Source organism: Agrobacterium sp. fls2-241-TYG-188a, from assembly GCF_030209845.1.
This window is the reverse complement of record NZ_JARVRD010000002.1, coordinates 1,251,887-1,267,610: the sequence shown is the minus strand read 5'-3', so window position 1 is coordinate 1,267,610 and position 15,724 is coordinate 1,251,887. Positions and strand designations below refer to the sequence as shown.

The window sequence follows — 15,724 nt, the reverse complement described above, 5'->3', positions numbered from 1 at the left end:
TTTGATGCAGCCCTTTTTCACGCTCTGGACGCCGTAAAACGCAGTTGCGAAAAACACGGAAATTCTGTGCGAAAGTGCTTGGCAACGACGCAAACGCTGTCTAAAAATAATGCAATATTCAAAAATGCATGAAAGATCACCATTTGACTTTGCCCGCGCTCTCAGATCCCTTCGATATTGGTTCCGTTACCATTCGTAACCGGTCTGTGCTTGCGCCTATGTCCGGGGTGACGGATCTGCCGTTTCGCCGGCTGGCATGGCGGTTTGGGGCAGGGCTGGTGGTAACCGAAATGGTTGCCAGCCGCGAGCTGGTTGCCAACCGTGGTGAGTCCTGGGCGCGGCTGAAGAACGCGGGCATGGTTCCGCATATGGTCCAGCTTGCCGGGCGAGAAGCCTACTGGATGGCGGAAGCCGCCAAGATTTCGGCGGATAATGGCGCAGGCATCATCGATATCAATATGGGTTGTCCGGCAAAGAAGGTGACAGGCGGATATTCCGGATCGGCGCTGATGCGCGAGCCGGATCACGCGCTCAGCCTCATCGAGGCGACGGTAAAGGCCGTGGATGTGCCGGTTACGCTGAAAATGCGGCTTGGTTGGGATAGCGATTCTATCAACGCTCCGGAAATTGCAGCGCGCGCGCAGGCGGCTGGCGTAAAGCTCATCACCATCCACGGACGCACGCGAATGCAGTTTTACGAAGGGCGTGCGGACTGGGACGCCATCAAGGCCGTTCGTGACGTCATTTCCGTTCCGCTGATCGCCAATGGCGACGTCGAGACATCGGCGGATGCATCGGAAATATTGCGCCGCTCCGGTGCGGATGCCGTGATGGTGGGGCGAGGGGCGCAGGGTCAGCCCTGGTTGCCCGCCGTACTTGCCGGTCACGCGCCACCTGCTCCCGGAGAGATCGCTGACATCGCGGTGGAACACTACGAAATGATGCTGGAGTTTTACGGCATCGAAGCCGGGCTTCGTCACGCGCGCAAACACCTAGGCTGGTACCTGGATCGCTTTGCGCCGGACATGAAGACAGATGACAAGGTTGCTATCATGACATCGAAAAACACGGGGCAGGTTGTCGCGTTGCTGCGAAGCGCCCTGCAGCAGGGCGCGGAACGTCTGTCCGCAAGGAAGGCCGCATGAGCGCCGAACCCACAGCGCCCGGCGGCAACGCACTTGCCATGGCCGTTCTCAATGCGGTTCAGAACCCCGTCATCCTCGTGGATGGCGAAGGTTTTGTGGCCTTTGCCAACTGGGAAGCGGAAGCTTTTTTCGGTGCAAGCGCGACGCATCTGGCCCGCTACCGCATCTCCACCTTCATTCCCTTTGGCAGTCCTTTGCTGGCGCTGATCGATCAGGTACGGGAGCGTCGCGCGCCCGTCAACGAATACCGGGTCGATCTTTCATCGCCACGTCTGGGGCAGGACAAGCTGGTGGATCTTTATGTCGCGCCTGTCGTCAGCGAGCCGGGTTCGGTCGTGGTGGTGTTTCAGGAACGTTCCATGGCAGACAAGATCGACCGGCAGCTGACGCATCGCGCGGCAGCCCGTTCGGTGACCGGCCTTGCCTCGATGCTGGCGCATGAGATCAAGAACCCGCTCTCCGGCATACGCGGTGCTGCCCAGTTGCTGGAAACCTCGGTGCCGGACGAAGACCGTGCACTGACCCGGCTGATCTGCGACGAGACAGACCGCATCGTCTCTCTGGTTGACCGTATGGAGATATTCTCCGACGAGCGACCGGTCGACCGAATGCCCATCAACATCCACTCTGTTCTTGATCACGTGAAAGCCGTGGCGAAGGCCGGCTTTGCTCGCAACATCAAGATCAGCGAGAATTACGATCCGTCCCTGCCGCCGGTCTATGCCAACAGGGACCAGTTGGTGCAGGTCTTCCTCAACCTCGTGAAGAATGCTGCCGAAGCCGTGGGTAATCAGCCAGACGGCGAAGTCATGCTGACGACGGCCTACCGTCCGGGAATAAGGCTTTCCGTGGCGGGAACGCGGGAGCGCATTTCGCTGCCGCTGGAATTCTGCGTTCACGATAATGGCCCAGGTGTGCCTGCAGACCTGCTGCCACATCTGTTCGATCCGTTCATTACAACAAAGACCAACGGCTCCGGCCTTGGCCTGGCACTTGTCGCCAAACTCATCGGTGCCCATGGCGGCATCGTGGAATGCGACAGCCAGAACCACCGCACGACCTTCCGCGTATTGATGCCCGTCTCGACCGAGGTCGTGGCAGACGACAGCATTTTGCCGAACCCGACAGGACCAAATCGATGACAGCAACGATTCTTGTGGCCGATGATGATGCGGCAATCCGCACCGTCCTCAATCAGGCGCTCAGCCGTGCCGGGTACGACGTGCGCATCACCTCCAACGCCGCAACGCTGTGGCGCTGGGTGTCTGCCGGTGAGGGCGATCTGGTTGTTACCGATGTCGTCATGCCGGACGAAAACGCGTTCGATCTTCTGCCGCGCATCAAGAAAGCGCGCCCGGATCTGCCTGTTCTTGTCATGAGTGCGCAAAACACGTTCATGACGGCCATCAAGGCCTCTGAAAAGGGTGCCTATGACTATCTGCCAAAGCCCTTTGACCTGACCGAGCTCATCGCCATCATTGGTCGAGCCCTGTCCGAGCCGAAGCGCAAACCGGCCAAGCTTGACGATGACATGCAGGACGGAATGCCGCTTGTAGGCCGTTCCGCCGCAATGCAGGAAATCTACCGCGTGCTGGCGCGCTTGATGCAGACGGACCTGACGCTGATGATTACCGGCGAGTCCGGCACCGGTAAGGAACTGGTGGCTCGGGCGCTGCATGATTATGGCAAGCGTCGCAACGGTCCCTTCGTGGCGATCAACATGGCCGCTATCCCGCGTGACCTGATCGAGTCGGAACTTTTCGGCCATGAGAAAGGCGCGTTTACAGGCGCACAGAACCGTTCCACGGGCCGCTTCGAGCAGGCTGAGGGCGGAACGCTGTTTCTCGATGAAATCGGTGACATGCCAATGGATGCGCAGACGCGGCTCTTACGTGTTCTGCAGCAGGGCGAATATACGACGGTTGGCGGGCGCACGCCGATCCGCACCGATGTCCGCATTGTCGCCGCGACCAACAAGGACCTGAAGACATCCATCAATCAGGGTCTCTTCCGTGAAGATCTCTATTACCGCCTCAATGTGGTACCGCTTCGTCTGCCGCCCTTGCGGGATCGTGCGGAAGACATTCCGGACCTCGTTCGCCATTTCATCCAGACTGGCGAGAAGGAGGGGCTGGAGGGCAAGCGTTTCGAGACCGAAGCCCTGGAGCTGATGAAGGCCTATGCCTGGCCGGGCAACGTGCGCGAGCTGGAAAACCTCATCCGTCGTCTGATGGCGCTTTATCCACAGGAAGTCATCACCCGCGAAATCATCGAGCAGGAGTTGCAGTCGGACGTGCCTGACAGTCCGATTGACCGCACCGCCGTGCGCAATGGATCGATGACGATATCCCAGGCTGTCGAAGAAAATATGCGGGATTATTTCTCCGGTTTCGGGGAAAGCCTGCCGCCCCCGGGCCTCTATGATCGCGTCTTGCGCGAAATGGAGTATCCGCTCATTCTCGCTGCATTGACGGCCACACGCGGGAATCAGATCAAGGCAGCTGATCTGCTTGGCCTGAACCGCAACACGCTTCGCAAGAAGATCCGGGAGCTGGGCGTATCTGTGTATCGCAGTTCAAGAACTGCCTGAGCGTGTTGACAAGTTATAGGTGTCGTTGCATTTTCGCCACAAAGTGTTGCTTGAAAATCACGGGAGCGTAGATTCGTCAGGGTGCGGATCGCGTTCTCTCTCTTCAAGAAAATGATGCCGCACAAAGTGGCATGGGAAAATGATCGATGCGCAAACCTGTCACCGATAGGGTTTCGGACCGTGCGGCGGCCGATATAGTCATTGCTGACCGACGCATGTCGTTTGCTTTCCCAGGGCTCGTGCTTGCCGGTGTTGCGCTGGTTTGCGCCATGCTCACGCTTTTTGTGCTGCTTGGCCTGACCCCGATTGCGCCGACGACAAATGTCGTCATCGCCTCCGTTGTCATCAACTCTCTCTTCGTCATCGGCCTGATGTATCTGATCGGGCGTGAGATCAGCCGGTTGATGAAGGCAAGACGCCGGGGCAGGGCGGCGGCCAGACTGCACGTTCGCATCGTTGCTCTTTTCTCCATCGTCGCCATCACGCCAGCCGTTCTGGTGGCTATCTTTGCGAGTATCACGCTGAATGTGGGGCTGGATCGCTGGTTTGCGCTTCGCACACAGGCAATCGTGGATTCCTCCAGCAACATTGCGCAAGCCTACATGCTTGAGAATGCGGGCTATCTGCAGGGGCAGACGCTTTCCATGGCAACCGACCTCGACCGCAATCGGGCGCTTTTCTATCTGGATCGCACCGGCTTCGTTGAGTTGATGACCCGGCAGGCCAAGGGGCGCGGGCTTCTGGGTGCATTCCTCGTGCAGGAAGATGGCGATGCCGTGGTGCAGGCCGATATCAAGACCGAGCGGCCGCTTCCCGCTATCCCGCAGGATGCATTGGAAAAGGCGGGCGCAGGCCAGCCAACCCTTATTCCTCCCGGTGTGACCAATCTCGTGGGGGCCATCATCAAGCTTGAGGGCATTGGCGGCACGTTTCTGTATACCGTGCGCGCTGTTGACCCCAAGGTCATGTCTGCCATGCGGCTGATGGAGGAAAACCGCGCCGAATACAACGCCATGGAAGCCGGGCGCGCGCCGCTGCAGATTGCCTTCGCCATTCTCTACCTTGGCTTTGCACTGATCGTGCTTTTGGCCGCAATCTGGACGGCGATTGCCGTGGCCGACCGCATCGTGCGCCCGATCCGGCTGCTGATCAGCGCCGCAGACAGTGTTGCCATGGGCAATATGCACGTGCTGGTTCCCGTGCGCGCCGTGGACGGTGACGTTGGTCGTCTGGCCCGGACATTCAACAAGATGATCTCCGAAATCCGCAGTCAGCAGGACGAAATCATCGAGGCAAAGGATGACATCGACAATCGCCGCCGCTTCATCGAAGCGGTGCTGTCGGGTGTCACGGCTGCCGTCATCGGCGTTGACGAGCATCGAAACATCACCATTGCCAACCCGTCTGCCGAGGAGTTCCTGGCCGTGTCTTCAGAGAGGCTGGTAGGGTCTCCGCTGGTGGAGGTCGCGCCGGAAATCGAACATGTCGTGACCGAAGCGGCTGCGTCTGCGCGCATGGATTTCCGCCACCAGATCAATATCATCAGGCGTGGCAAGGAGCGTACGCTCAATGTGCAGGTAACGCGCGAAGATGCGCGTGATGGCCACGAATCCTACGTCATCACGCTTGACGATATCACCGACCTCGTGATCGCCCAGCGCTCGACTGCATGGTCTGAGGTTGCGCGACGCATCGCGCATGAAATCAAGAATCCGCTAACGCCTATCCAGCTGTCCGCAGAGCGCATCAAGCGCCGCTTCGGCAAGCAGATTACTGACGAAGCGGATCGTACCGTCTTTGATCAATGTACGGATACCATCGTGCGGCAGGTGGGCGATATCGGACGTATGGTCGACGAGTTCTCGGCTTTCGCACGAATGCCGAAGCCGACGAAGGAAATGTCCGATCTGCGCGTCATTCTCAAGGACGCCACATTCCTGCGGGAAATGGGTGCAGCGCATGTCAGCTTCAGCACCGAGCTTGGGGATGAGCCGCTGGAAGGCATGTTCGATGCGCGTATGCTGGGGCAGGCCTTCGGCAACCTCATCAAGAATGCGACCGAGGCCATCGATTCCGTCGAAACGGGCGACGACCCGCGCGCGGGCAAGATCCTTGTGAAGGCGTTCTTTGACGAAGAGAACAACCGCTTCGTGGCCGAGGTGATCGATAATGGTCGCGGCCTGCCCGTCGAGAACCGTCACCGCATTCTGGAACCATACATGACGATGCGGGAAAAGGGCACGGGTCTCGGTCTCGCCATCGTCAAGAAGATTATTGAAGAACACGGCGGTCATCTGGAGCTGCATGATGCACCCGCCGATTTCGATCATGGCCACGGCGCCATGATCAGAGTGCTGTTGCCGCGCATTGAAGTGGCGAGCAGCGAACTAGACAAGGAAGTTGCATATGGCGTCTGATATTCTGGTCGTGGATGACGAAGCGGATATTCGCGAGATCGTCGCAGGCATCTTGTCCGACGAGGGCCATGAGACACGCATGGCGTTCGATAGCGACAGTGCGCTTGCGGCCATTTCGGAGCGCGTTCCGCGCCTGATATTTCTCGACATCTGGATGCAGGGCAGCAAGCTGGACGGTCTGGCTCTGCTCGACGAGATCAAGAGCCGTCACCCTGAACTGCCTGTGGTGATGATTTCCGGTCACGGCAATATCGAAACTGCGGTCAATGCCATCAAAAGAGGCGCTTTCGACTTCATCGAAAAGCCGTTCAAGGCTGACCGCCTCATTCTGATTGCAGAGCGTGCACTCGAAAATTCCAAGCTGAAACGCGAGGTTTCCGAGTTGAAGAAACGCACCGGCGACGCCGTTGAGCTGATCGGTGCATCGCTGGCTGTATCTCAGCTGCGCCAGACCATCGACCGCGTTTCGCCCACCAACAGCCGCATCATGATTTTGGGTCCATCCGGTTCTGGCAAGGAACTTGTGGCGCGGATGATCCACAAGAAGTCTTCGCGCGCGACGGGACCATTCGTTGCACTCAACGCCGCAACCATCACGCCTGATCGCATGGAGATTGCCCTTTTCGGCACCGAAGGCTTGCCGGGACAGCCGCGTAAGGTTGGTGCACTCGAGGAGGCGCATCGGGGTGTTCTTTACCTCGATGAGGTCGGTGAAATGCCGCGCGAGACGCAAAACAAGATCCTGCGGGTGCTCGTTGACCAGCAATTCGAGCGTGTCGGCGGCGGCAAGCGCGTGAAGGTCGATGTGCGCATCATCTCATCGACCGCGCATAACCTTGAAGGGCTGATCGCTGACGGCCTGTTTCGCGAAGATCTGTATCACCGGCTGGCCGTCGTTCCAGTCAAGGTGCCGGCCCTGTCCGAGCGCCGTGAGGACATTCCCTTTCTCGTGGATATGTTCATGCGGCAGATCTCGGAGCAGGCGGGCATCCGTCCGCGCAAGATTGGCGATGATGCCATGGCCGTGCTGCAGACCCATGACTGGCCGGGCAACATCAGACAGCTGCGCAACAACATCGAGCGCCTGATGATTCTGGCACGTCCGGAAGGCGGCGATGCGCCGATTTCCGCCGATATGTTGCCCGCCGATATCGGCGACATGTTGCCCAAGATTGCCGCGCAGGGTGACCAGCACATCATGACTCTTCCTCTGCGCGAAGCGCGGGAAATGTTCGAGCGGGACTATCTCGTTGCGCAGATCAACCGGTTTGGCGGCAATATCTCGCGAACGGCGGAATTTGTCGGCATGGAACGCTCGGCCCTGCATCGCAAATTGAAATCGCTCGGCGTATAACGATCCGCAGTTGCGATTCACGGTCTAGAGAGAGCGTATGAAAGTCATCATTTGCGGCGCAGGCCAGGTGGGTTACGGCATTGCGGAGCAATTGTCGCGCGAAGACAATGACGTGTCGGTCATCGATACTTCGGCGGCGTTGATTTCGGCGATCACCGAAACCCTCGATGTGCGCGGCTATGTCGGCCATGGCGCGCATCCCGACATGCTGGCCAAGGCCGGGGCCGATCAGGCCGACATGATCATCGCCGTCACGCTCTATGACGAGATCAACATCGTTGCCTGCGAGGTGGCTCACGCCTTGTTCAGCGTGCCGACGAAGGTCGCGCGTATCAGGGACCAGAGTTATCTGGCGCCTGAATATGGCGACCTGTTCAGCCGTGAAAACATGTCCATCGACGTGACGATTTCGCCAGAAATCGAGGTCGGCAAGATGGTCTTGCGGCGCATCGCCTTTCCTGGCGCAACGGATGTCGTTCGTTTTGCCGATGACAACGTCTATATGCTGGCAATCGAATGCATGGAGGATTGCCCGGTCGTCAACACGCCGCTGCAGCAGCTCAGCCATCTGTTTCCAGACCTCGTGGCGACAGTCGTCGGCGTCTATCGCAACGGCCATCTGAAGGCGATCGACTCATCGGAGCAGTTGCGGACCGGCGATCTCGCCTATGTCATCTGCCAGCAGCAACATGCGCGCAGAACGCTTGGCCTCTTCGGTCATGAGGAAAAGGAAGCGAGCCGCATCGTTATCGCCGGCGGTGGCAACATCGGACAATATGTCGCCCGTTCCATTGAAAGCCTCCAGCCAAAGACGCGCGTCAAGATCATTGAGTCGGACCGCGAGCGGGCAATCGCCGCATCCGAGAAGTTGAACACGACCATCGTGCTGAACGGCTCTGTGCTCGACCAGAAAATCCTTCATCAGGCCGATATCCAGGATGCCGATCTGATCGTGACGTTGACGAACAATGATCAGACCAACATTCTGGGTGCCGTCATGGCAAAACAGATGGGCTGCAAATCCAACCTTGCGCTGCTCAACGGACCATCATTTCATGATGTGGCAAAATCGCTTTCGCTCGATGCCTATATCAATCCCAGGGCCGTGACGATCTCGCGGGTGCTACAACACGTCAGAAAAGGGCGCATCCGGTCCGTCTATGCGGTGCAGCGGGGCAATGGCGAGATCATAGAGGCAGAAGCCTTAGAAACGTCACCACTCGTGGGCCAGGCCCTGCGTGATCTGGATCTGCCAGAGGGAATCCGCATCGGCGTCATCTACCGCGACAAGAAAGTCATTCGTCCGGATGGAAACACGAAAATCAAGGCGAAAGACCGTGTCATCCTTTTTGCCTCGGCCCATGTCGTGCGGGAAGTGGAACAGCTATTCCGTGTATCTATTCAATATTTCTAATACATTGGGTTTGAAAGGGAAAAAGCCTATCCCACTAAATCCGGGTAAGTTTTTCGACATTGCGGAACAGATCGTGATTTGATACCAGAGTTTCAGATCGGCTGACGGGGGGCAAGGTTCAACCGGTCCTATTATTGATTGTTTATTTCCCGGTCTCCCATCCGGGCAAAAAAGAAAGAATCGGCGCCATGGCGGAACGTTCTCAAAACCTGCAAGATCTTTTTCTCAACACTGTACGCAAGCAGAAGATTTCGTTGACTATTTTCTTGATCAACGGCGTCAAGCTCACCGGTGTTGTTACATCTTTCGACAACTTCTGTGTTCTGCTGCGCCGGGACGGGCACTCGCAGCTTGTTTACAAGCACGCGATTTCCACGATCATGCCGGGCCAGCCAATGCAGATGTTCGAATCGGAAGAGGGCGCGGCGTAACAGCGCGTTCAACCACAGGTCGTTCAGCACAGTATTGAACTTGCGAGCAACGGAACCTTAGCGAGGGTCCGTTGTTTTGCGTAATAGGCTTTCATCGTAGCGGCATCCGTTCGGCCTATGAATTTCTCAAATATCGGAAAGGTGCGGGCACATTTCTACGCGCGACACATCGAATGAATCCATTATTCCTGAGCTCGAAAAGCGCCGGGACGATATGCGCGCGGTGGTCATCATCCCGGTTTTGAAACAGGGACGTAACCCGAAAGATGCCTCCGCCACCACGCCGCCGCGCTCCATGGAGGCAAAGCTCGAGGAAGCCAAGGGTCTGGCGCTTGCCATCGATCTGCATATTTCCGAAGGCTTGATCGTGCCTGTCAATCAGCCGCGGCCAGCAACGCTTTTCGGTACGGGCAAGATCGAGGAAATCGGCCATCTTCTTGAAGAGACCAATTCCGGCCTTGTCATCATCGATCACCCGCTGACCCCGGTCCAGCAGCGCAATCTCGAAAAGCAGTGGAACTCGAAGGTTATCGACCGCACCGGTCTCATCCTTGAGATATTCGGTCGCCGTGCTTCCACCAAGGAAGGCACGCTGCAGGTGGACCTCGCCCACCTCAATTACCAGAAGGGCCGCCTCGTCAGAAGCTGGACCCACCTTGAGCGTCAGCGCGGTGGCGCGGGCTTCATGGGTGGTCCTGGTGAAACCCAGATCGAGGCCGACCGTCGGCTGTTGCAGGAGCGTATCGTTCGGCTTGAACGAGAGCTGGAGCAGGTCGTGCGGACACGCCAGCTTCACCGTGCCAAGCGCCGTAAGGTTCCGCACCCCATCGTGGCACTGGTAGGATATACGAACGCTGGCAAATCCACGCTGTTCAACCGCATCACCGGTGCAGGCGTATTGGCAGAAGACATGCTGTTTGCCACGCTGGACCCGACCTTGCGACGCATGAAGCTGCCACATGGCCGCACAGTCATCCTGTCGGATACGGTGGGCTTCATTTCTGATTTGCCGACCCATCTTGTTGCCGCGTTCCGTGCCACGCTGGAAGAGGTGCTGGAAGCCGATCTCATTCTCCATGTCCGCGATATGGCCGACCCTGACAACGGCGCACAGTCTGCCGATGTCATGCGGATTCTCAGCGATCTCGGCATTGACGAGAAAGTGGCAGATGAGCGCATCGTCGAAGTGTGGAACAAGGTCGACAGGCTGGATGCTGAAACCCATGACGCCATCATGCACAAGGCAGAGGGCCGCGCCAACGTGCGCGCCGTCTCCGCCATCACGGGCGAGGGCGTCGATGCGTTGATGGAGGAGATTTCGCGCAGGCTTTCAGGTGTGCTGACGGAAACGACAGTGGTCCTGACCGCCGATCAGCTGCAATTCCTGCCATGGGTCTACAACAACGCCGTTGTCGACGCCCGCGAAGACAATGAGGATGGGTCCGTCACGCTTGATGTGCGGCTTTCCGAAGCGCAGACGCTTGAGCTCGAGCAGCGACTTGGCAAGAATCAGAAGCCGGATGTTGAGGACTGGGAACGGTAGCGCCCTTGAGGGCCGTTGATATGCACGGTTATAGACCCGCGCTATAGGTGAGGCCACTCCTCGTGTCATTTTATTGCATATCAGTTATGCGTTAGATGCAATCAATTGTCCCTTTCTTGTTAGGGTTCCGTAATCGTCGGCGTGTGATAATGTGATCGAATTCTCATGAGCCGACGTACATGCTGCACCCCCTTGATTTGCCGACAGTTTTGCTCCTGCACAAGCTTTCCTTTTTCGTGGCTGCGCTGTGCTTTCTCTATGTTCGGTCTCAATCGCGAGAAAGCGTCGGCCTCGGTTTTCTGGCCATCGGCTTCTTTCTCGTTGCGATGTCATCGACCTTGGTCAGCGTGGGCAAGGCATTCCAGGGATTCGAATATGTGTTAGCGCTTGCCGGCAATTTCGCCGGGCTTGTGGGCTATTCACTATTCTGGATCGGCATGTGCAGGATCAGCACACAGGCGCGCAAACGCAGGGAGTGGCTGGTGCTGCTGCTACCGGTCTCGGTGTGTGCGGGATTGTTCTTCTCGGGTCTCTATGTATCCATGCAGGTGAGAACCTGCGTCTTCCAGATTACCGCTGCATCCCTGCTTTTTGCCGCTGCCTACACGGTTTATACCGACAGGCTGATCGAGCCGCTTCCCGTCAGAAAGGCGTTGGCAGGCACGATTGCGTTTGCTGCATTTTTGAGTGCGCTCGTGTTCGTGGGTATCCTCTTTCCGGATATCACCTTCGTTTCCGCCAGAAACGCATTCTTCGTTTCCATCGTCTGCCATTTCGCAATCGCCGTGTTTGTTCTGGCTCTGGTAAAGGAGCGGGCGGAAGAGGGGCTGAGGCGGCTTGCCGATCTCGATGTTCTGACCGGTGTACCCAACCGGCGCTCGTTCTCTCTGCGCCTTCCGGAGCAGATGCGGCAGGGCGATGCGATCGTGATGATCGACATCGATCATTTCAAACGCATCAATGATGGCTTTGGTCATCTGGCTGGCGATGAGGTGCTTGTGCGTGTTGCAAGGGAATTATCGCAGCGGATACGGCCAAATGACAGTTTTGCGCGGTTTGGCGGCGAAGAATTCATCCTCTTCATGCCCGCAACGGGGCTGGAAGACGCGGTGTCACTGGCTGACAGGGCTCGACAGTCCGTAAGCGCCATACGACATCCCATAGAAGACCAGAAGGTCGTGGCCACCTTGAGCATGGGCCTGGCGGTTTGCGAAGAAAAGCACTGCACGCCACATGCTTTGATGAAGCTGGCGGATATGGCGCTGTATGCTTCCAAGGCCTCCGGGCGAGACAGGCTTACCTTGTACCGTCCCGAAGATTTTTCGGCAGATTCCTCGGCAACGACCAGGGTTCGCCACGCAGGTTAAGGCGCAAGTAACCTCAATCGCCTAGCTGCCCTTCAATGGCCTTTGCGGCCTGCCAAAGATCTTCCATTCTCTCAAGCGTCGCGCCTTCCAGTGTTTCGTCTGATTGCGCGAGCGATGTTTCGATGTGACGAAAGCGGCGGCGGAACTTCGTGTTGGTTCCGCGAAGGGCATTTTCCGGATCAGCCTTCACGTGGCGGCCGATATTGACGAGTGCGAAGATCAGGTCACCCAACTCGTCTTTCACCTTTGCAGGGTTGCCGCCCGCCATGGCCTCGCGCAATTCCCTGATTTCCTCCTCGATCTTGTCGAGGATCGGTTCAGGTTCGGACCAATCGAAGCCAACACGCGCCGCCTGTTCCTGCAGTTTCAACGCTTCCGTCAGCGCCGGTTGCGTGCGGTGGACCGAGCCCAGAAACCCGGCCTTGAAATCCTCGCTGATGCCGCCTGCGGCACGCCGCATTGCACGGTCGCGCTTTTCCTGAGCCTTGATCTCATCCCATTGCACCTTCACGGTTTCGGGCGTGTCGGCATCAGAAGCGGCAAAGACATGGGGGTGGCGACGGATCATCTTCGCGGTCACGGCATGAACGACGTCTCCGAACGAAAATTTTCCCTCTTCCTCGGCAATGCGCGAATGAAACACGACCTGCAGCAACAGGTCGCCAAGTTCCTCGCACAGATCATCCATATCCTTGCGCTCTATCGCATCCGCCACCTCATAGGCTTCCTCGATGGTGTAAAGCTTGATGGTTTCAAACGTCTGGACAATGTCCCACGGGCAGCCTGTTTCCGGCTGCCGCAACGCTTCCATGATCTCGATGAGGCGAGAGATATCCTTCGAGGCTTCCATATTGTCGTGCTTTCTGTTGCCGGTCAGTTCAAGGGAATGGCGTTATCGTCTTTGGATGACTGATAGGTGCTGGAAAGCGCATTATAGGCGGCCTTTATTCGGGCAGTCTGTGCCAGAAGTCCGGATTTGAGCGGCTCATTCTCGGTTTCCACCAAATCGGCGATAAAGAAGGAATTCCAGAACGCGTTGTTGCGGCGATAGCCGCCCGGCTCAAGTCGGAAAACCTCCTTGAGGATCTTCAGGTCGTGCGGAATGGCGAAAGCATCACGGGAATCTTCATGGCTGAAGAAGGAATAGAAATTGTCGAAGCCTGCCCAGGTTATCGCCGACATGCACATGGTGCAGGGTTCATGGGTGGACAGGAAAATGAGGTCGCGCGTGGCGGGCTTCTCTCCCAGTTCGTAGAAACGCTTCAGCGCATGGACCTCTCCATGCCAGAGCGGGTTTTCCAGCTCGTTGTTGGTTTCAGCCAGCACCAGCGACAGATCGGATTTGCGCAGGATCGCCGCTCCGAAAACCTTGTTGCCCTGTGCAACGCCCTGCGTGGTGAGGGGCAGAATATCGTTCTCGATGACGTCAAGCAATCGCGATGCTATTGTGTTCTCAGCCAAATTTTCTTTCCACTTCGGTGATGCCTGTTTGTTGGACGGTTTATTGCCGAAACTGCTGATAAAATAAACAATATTTGAAGAATATGTGTGGAATTACAACAGCGTGACGAATACGTCACCGCGGTTTGTTTTCCTCCAAATCAGCGCTTGCCGAGAAATAAAAATCTACTGCAATATGGCAAGCGAATTTCTGTACCTTCATTCCTCATGCTTGATCGGACATATTATGGGAATGCTGCAAGACCACTCAGATAAAGCTGACCATCGGCTTGCGACTTTTCCTGCCTTTTTCAAGGTAGAGGGAAAGCCTGTGGCCGTTTTTGGCAATGGCGATGAGGCCTTTGCGAAGGTGCGCCTGCTGCTCAATACGAGCGCCGATATTCTTGCTTTCTCGGATGCACCGCAAGACGATTATGCCGCGCTGCTGGGGCAGGGCAAGGTAAAGCATCACGCCATACCGTTCTCTGCCGATCTGCTGGACGGGATGGTGCTGGTATTTGCGGCGACGGGCGACGAAGCTCTTGATCGCGAGATCGTGGACGCCGCAAGGGCACGGTCTATCCCGGCAAACGCCGTTGACCAGCCCGGTTATTGTGATTTTTATACGCCCGGCCTTGTGGCGCGTGCGCCGCTTTCCGTTGCCATTTGCACGGAAGGGGCGGGGCCCGTGCTTGGCCAGATTGTTCGCGCGCGTATCGACCAGATGCTGGCGCCGTCGCTTGGGCGGCTTGCGCGTCTGGCTGTCGAGTATCGGGATGCAGCGGAACAGAATATTACCAAAGGGGCCTTGCGCCGCAATTTCTGGCGTCGTTTCTTTTCTGGCAGCGTTGCCGATGCTGTTGCTCTGAATGATATCGAAGCGGCCCATAAGGCGGCAGCGCAACTTCTTGCCACGCCTGAACGGCCGGAAGGCTATGTCTGGCTTGTCGGTGCAGGTCCTGGTGCCGAGGATCTGCTAACGTTGCGGGCGCAGCGCGTCCTGATGCAGGCGGATGTCATCGTCTATGACGCGCTGGTGCCGCTGGAGATCGTCAATATGGGCCGCCGCGACGCGGAGCGGCTGTCAGTCGGCAAGCGCAAGGGCTGTCATTCCAAGTCCCAGTCCGACATCAACAAGCTTCTGGTGTCGCTGGGACAAGAGGGCAAACGCGTCGTGCGTCTGAAGTCTGGCGACCCATTGGTCTACGGACGTGCGGCAGAAGAGATGGCGGCACTTCGGGAAGCGGGTATCGGTTATGAAATCGTGCCGGGTATCACCTCCGCCTTTGCTGCGGCAGCAGATTTCGAGCTTCCGCTGACATTGCGCGGCGTTGCATCCTCGCTGATTTTCACGACCGGACACGATCTGGCGGGTGACATCCTGCCCGACTGGGCGCGCCTTGCCGTGTCTGGCGCAACGATCGCCGTCTATATGGGGCGGTCCGTGGCTGCCTCGGTTGCGACCCGATTGATGAGTGCCGGATTGAACGCCGACACGACGGTTGCGGTTATTGAGAATGCCAGCCGCTCATATCGCCGTCTCATGCACGGCACCTTGAGGGACTTGCCTGCCCTTGAGCATCGCGATGAATTGACCGGCCCGGTCATGGTCATCATCGGAGATGCCGTCGCAGGCGCGAATTTAGGCCGGTCGGAAGCGCTGTCCCTCGCAGGGGCGCCATCTGACCTGAAACAGGAGTATGCAAATGGTTGACAAGGTTTTGACGGCCAATCGTCTGAGCGATGGCATCGCCGTCTGGCTCGACGCAAGCGGCCAGTGGTCGGAAGATCTTCAGTCGGCCCTGGTTGCACGCCATGCCGAGGCAGAAGCTTCGCTGGAAGAAATCGGCAAGCGCGATTTCTCTGCCAACAAGGTGGTGGATGTGAACATCGTCGATGTGTCCGAAGAAAACGGCCAGCTCTGGCCAATCAGGCTGCGCGAACGCATTCGCGCGGCGGGCCCAACCATGCATTATGCCGATGGCTTCAAGCCAGCGGACGCAGCTTTTATCGCAGTCTGAGG

The 15,724-nt window shown here is 57.6% G+C and carries 13 protein-coding genes; 11 read left to right on the top strand and 2 right to left on the bottom strand.

Features of this window, described 5'->3' with window-relative positions; translation table 11 throughout:
- Positions 1–128: 128 nt before the first annotated feature.
- From dusB to QRN85_RS12820, 9 genes are all read left to right on the top strand, one after another.
- Positions 129–1,145 (top strand): tRNA dihydrouridine synthase DusB, encoded by a 1,017-nt coding sequence (gene dusB, locus QRN85_RS12860; RefSeq protein WP_284758387.1) that lies wholly within the window; start codon positions 129–131, stop codon positions 1,143–1,145.
- Positions 1,142–2,287: a two-component system sensor histidine kinase NtrB gene (locus QRN85_RS12855; RefSeq protein WP_062589601.1), complete on the top strand. Its 1,146-nt coding sequence runs from the start codon at positions 1,142–1,144 to the stop codon at positions 2,285–2,287. The genes dusB and QRN85_RS12855 overlap by 4 nt, the downstream gene beginning before the upstream one ends.
- Complete coding sequence (gene ntrC / locus QRN85_RS12850) at positions 2,284–3,735, top strand: nitrogen regulation protein NR(I) (protein WP_062589602.1); 1,452 nt, start codon at positions 2,284–2,286, stop codon at positions 3,733–3,735. The genes QRN85_RS12855 and ntrC overlap by 4 nt, the downstream gene beginning before the upstream one ends.
- A 146-nt stretch (positions 3,736–3,881) precedes the next feature.
- Positions 3,882–6,152 carry a sensor histidine kinase NtrY-like gene (locus tag QRN85_RS12845; protein ID WP_284758385.1) on the top strand — a complete coding sequence of 757 codons (2,271 nt, stop codon included), beginning with the start codon at positions 3,882–3,884 and terminating at the stop codon, positions 6,150–6,152.
- Entirely contained in the window at positions 6,142–7,506 is a 1,365-nt protein-coding gene (gene ntrX, locus QRN85_RS12840) for a nitrogen assimilation response regulator NtrX (protein WP_062589604.1), read from the top strand. Before QRN85_RS12845 ends, ntrX begins: the two co-directional genes overlap by 11 nt.
- Positions 7,507–7,543: 37 nt before the next feature.
- On the top strand, positions 7,544–8,920 hold the full coding sequence (gene trkA / locus QRN85_RS12835) for a Trk system potassium transporter TrkA (RefSeq protein ID WP_062589605.1): 1,377 nt from the start codon (positions 7,544–7,546) through the stop codon (positions 8,918–8,920).
- Positions 8,921–9,108: 188 nt separating this feature from the next.
- Positions 9,109–9,351: an RNA chaperone Hfq gene (gene hfq, locus QRN85_RS12830; RefSeq protein WP_003496145.1), complete on the top strand. Its 243-nt coding sequence runs from the start codon at positions 9,109–9,111 to the stop codon at positions 9,349–9,351.
- A 214-nt stretch (positions 9,352–9,565) separates the two neighbouring features.
- Positions 9,566–10,894, top strand: coding sequence for a GTPase HflX (gene hflX / locus QRN85_RS12825; RefSeq protein ID WP_284758383.1), 1,329 nt, complete (start codon positions 9,566–9,568; stop codon positions 10,892–10,894).
- Between the two features lie 179 nt (positions 10,895–11,073).
- Positions 11,074–12,261 (top strand): GGDEF domain-containing protein, encoded by a 1,188-nt coding sequence (locus QRN85_RS12820; protein WP_284758380.1) that lies wholly within the window; start codon positions 11,074–11,076, stop codon positions 12,259–12,261.
- A 13-nt stretch (positions 12,262–12,274) separates the two neighbouring features.
- Here QRN85_RS12820 and mazG read toward each other — a convergent pair whose 3' ends face one another.
- Both mazG and QRN85_RS12810 read right to left on the bottom strand, forming a co-directional pair.
- Positions 12,275–13,111, bottom strand: coding sequence for a nucleoside triphosphate pyrophosphohydrolase (gene mazG / locus QRN85_RS12815; RefSeq protein ID WP_284758378.1), 837 nt, complete (start codon positions 13,109–13,111; stop codon positions 12,275–12,277).
- A gap of 23 nt (positions 13,112–13,134) precedes the next feature.
- Positions 13,135–13,722, bottom strand: coding sequence for a deaminase (locus QRN85_RS12810; RefSeq protein ID WP_284758376.1), 588 nt, complete (start codon positions 13,720–13,722; stop codon positions 13,135–13,137).
- Positions 13,723–13,954: 232 nt separating this feature from the next.
- Between QRN85_RS12810 and cysG the strand changes: the two genes are divergently transcribed.
- Together cysG and QRN85_RS12800 are read left to right on the top strand one after the other, a co-directional pair.
- On the top strand, positions 13,955–15,415 hold the full coding sequence (gene cysG / locus QRN85_RS12805; protein WP_284758869.1) for a siroheme synthase CysG: 1,461 nt from the start codon (positions 13,955–13,957) through the stop codon (positions 15,413–15,415).
- Complete coding sequence (locus QRN85_RS12800) at positions 15,408–15,722, top strand: DUF2849 domain-containing protein (RefSeq protein ID WP_062589610.1); 315 nt, start codon at positions 15,408–15,410, stop codon at positions 15,720–15,722. The genes cysG and QRN85_RS12800 overlap by 8 nt, the downstream gene beginning before the upstream one ends.
- The last annotated feature ends 2 nt before the right edge of the window (positions 15,723–15,724 follow it).

Bases quoted from the DNA above. Each gene is read 5' to 3' on its own strand.
- dusB (WP_284758387.1), top strand. From the start codon at position 129: ATGAAAGATCACCATTTGACTTTGCCCGCGCTCTCAGATCCCTTCGAT.
- QRN85_RS12855 (WP_062589601.1), top strand. From the start codon at position 1,142: ATGAGCGCCGAACCCACAGCGCCCGGCGGCAACGCACTTGCCATGGCC.
- ntrC (WP_062589602.1), top strand. From the start codon at position 2,284: ATGACAGCAACGATTCTTGTGGCCGATGATGATGCGGCAATCCGCACC.
- QRN85_RS12845 (WP_284758385.1), top strand. From the start codon at position 3,882: ATGCGCAAACCTGTCACCGATAGGGTTTCGGACCGTGCGGCGGCCGAT.
- ntrX (WP_062589604.1), top strand. From the start codon at position 6,142: ATGGCGTCTGATATTCTGGTCGTGGATGACGAAGCGGATATTCGCGAG.
- trkA (WP_062589605.1), top strand. From the start codon at position 7,544: ATGAAAGTCATCATTTGCGGCGCAGGCCAGGTGGGTTACGGCATTGCG.
- hfq (WP_003496145.1), top strand. From the start codon at position 9,109: ATGGCGGAACGTTCTCAAAACCTGCAAGATCTTTTTCTCAACACTGTA.
- hflX (WP_284758383.1), top strand. From the start codon at position 9,566: ATGCGCGCGGTGGTCATCATCCCGGTTTTGAAACAGGGACGTAACCCG.
- QRN85_RS12820 (WP_284758380.1), top strand. From the start codon at position 11,074: ATGCTGCACCCCCTTGATTTGCCGACAGTTTTGCTCCTGCACAAGCTT.
- mazG (WP_284758378.1), bottom strand. From the start codon at position 13,111: ATGGAAGCCTCGAAGGATATCTCTCGCCTCATCGAGATCATGGAAGCG.
- cysG (WP_284758869.1), top strand. From the start codon at position 13,955: ATGCTGCAAGACCACTCAGATAAAGCTGACCATCGGCTTGCGACTTTT.
- QRN85_RS12800 (WP_062589610.1), top strand. From the start codon at position 15,408: ATGGTTGACAAGGTTTTGACGGCCAATCGTCTGAGCGATGGCATCGCC.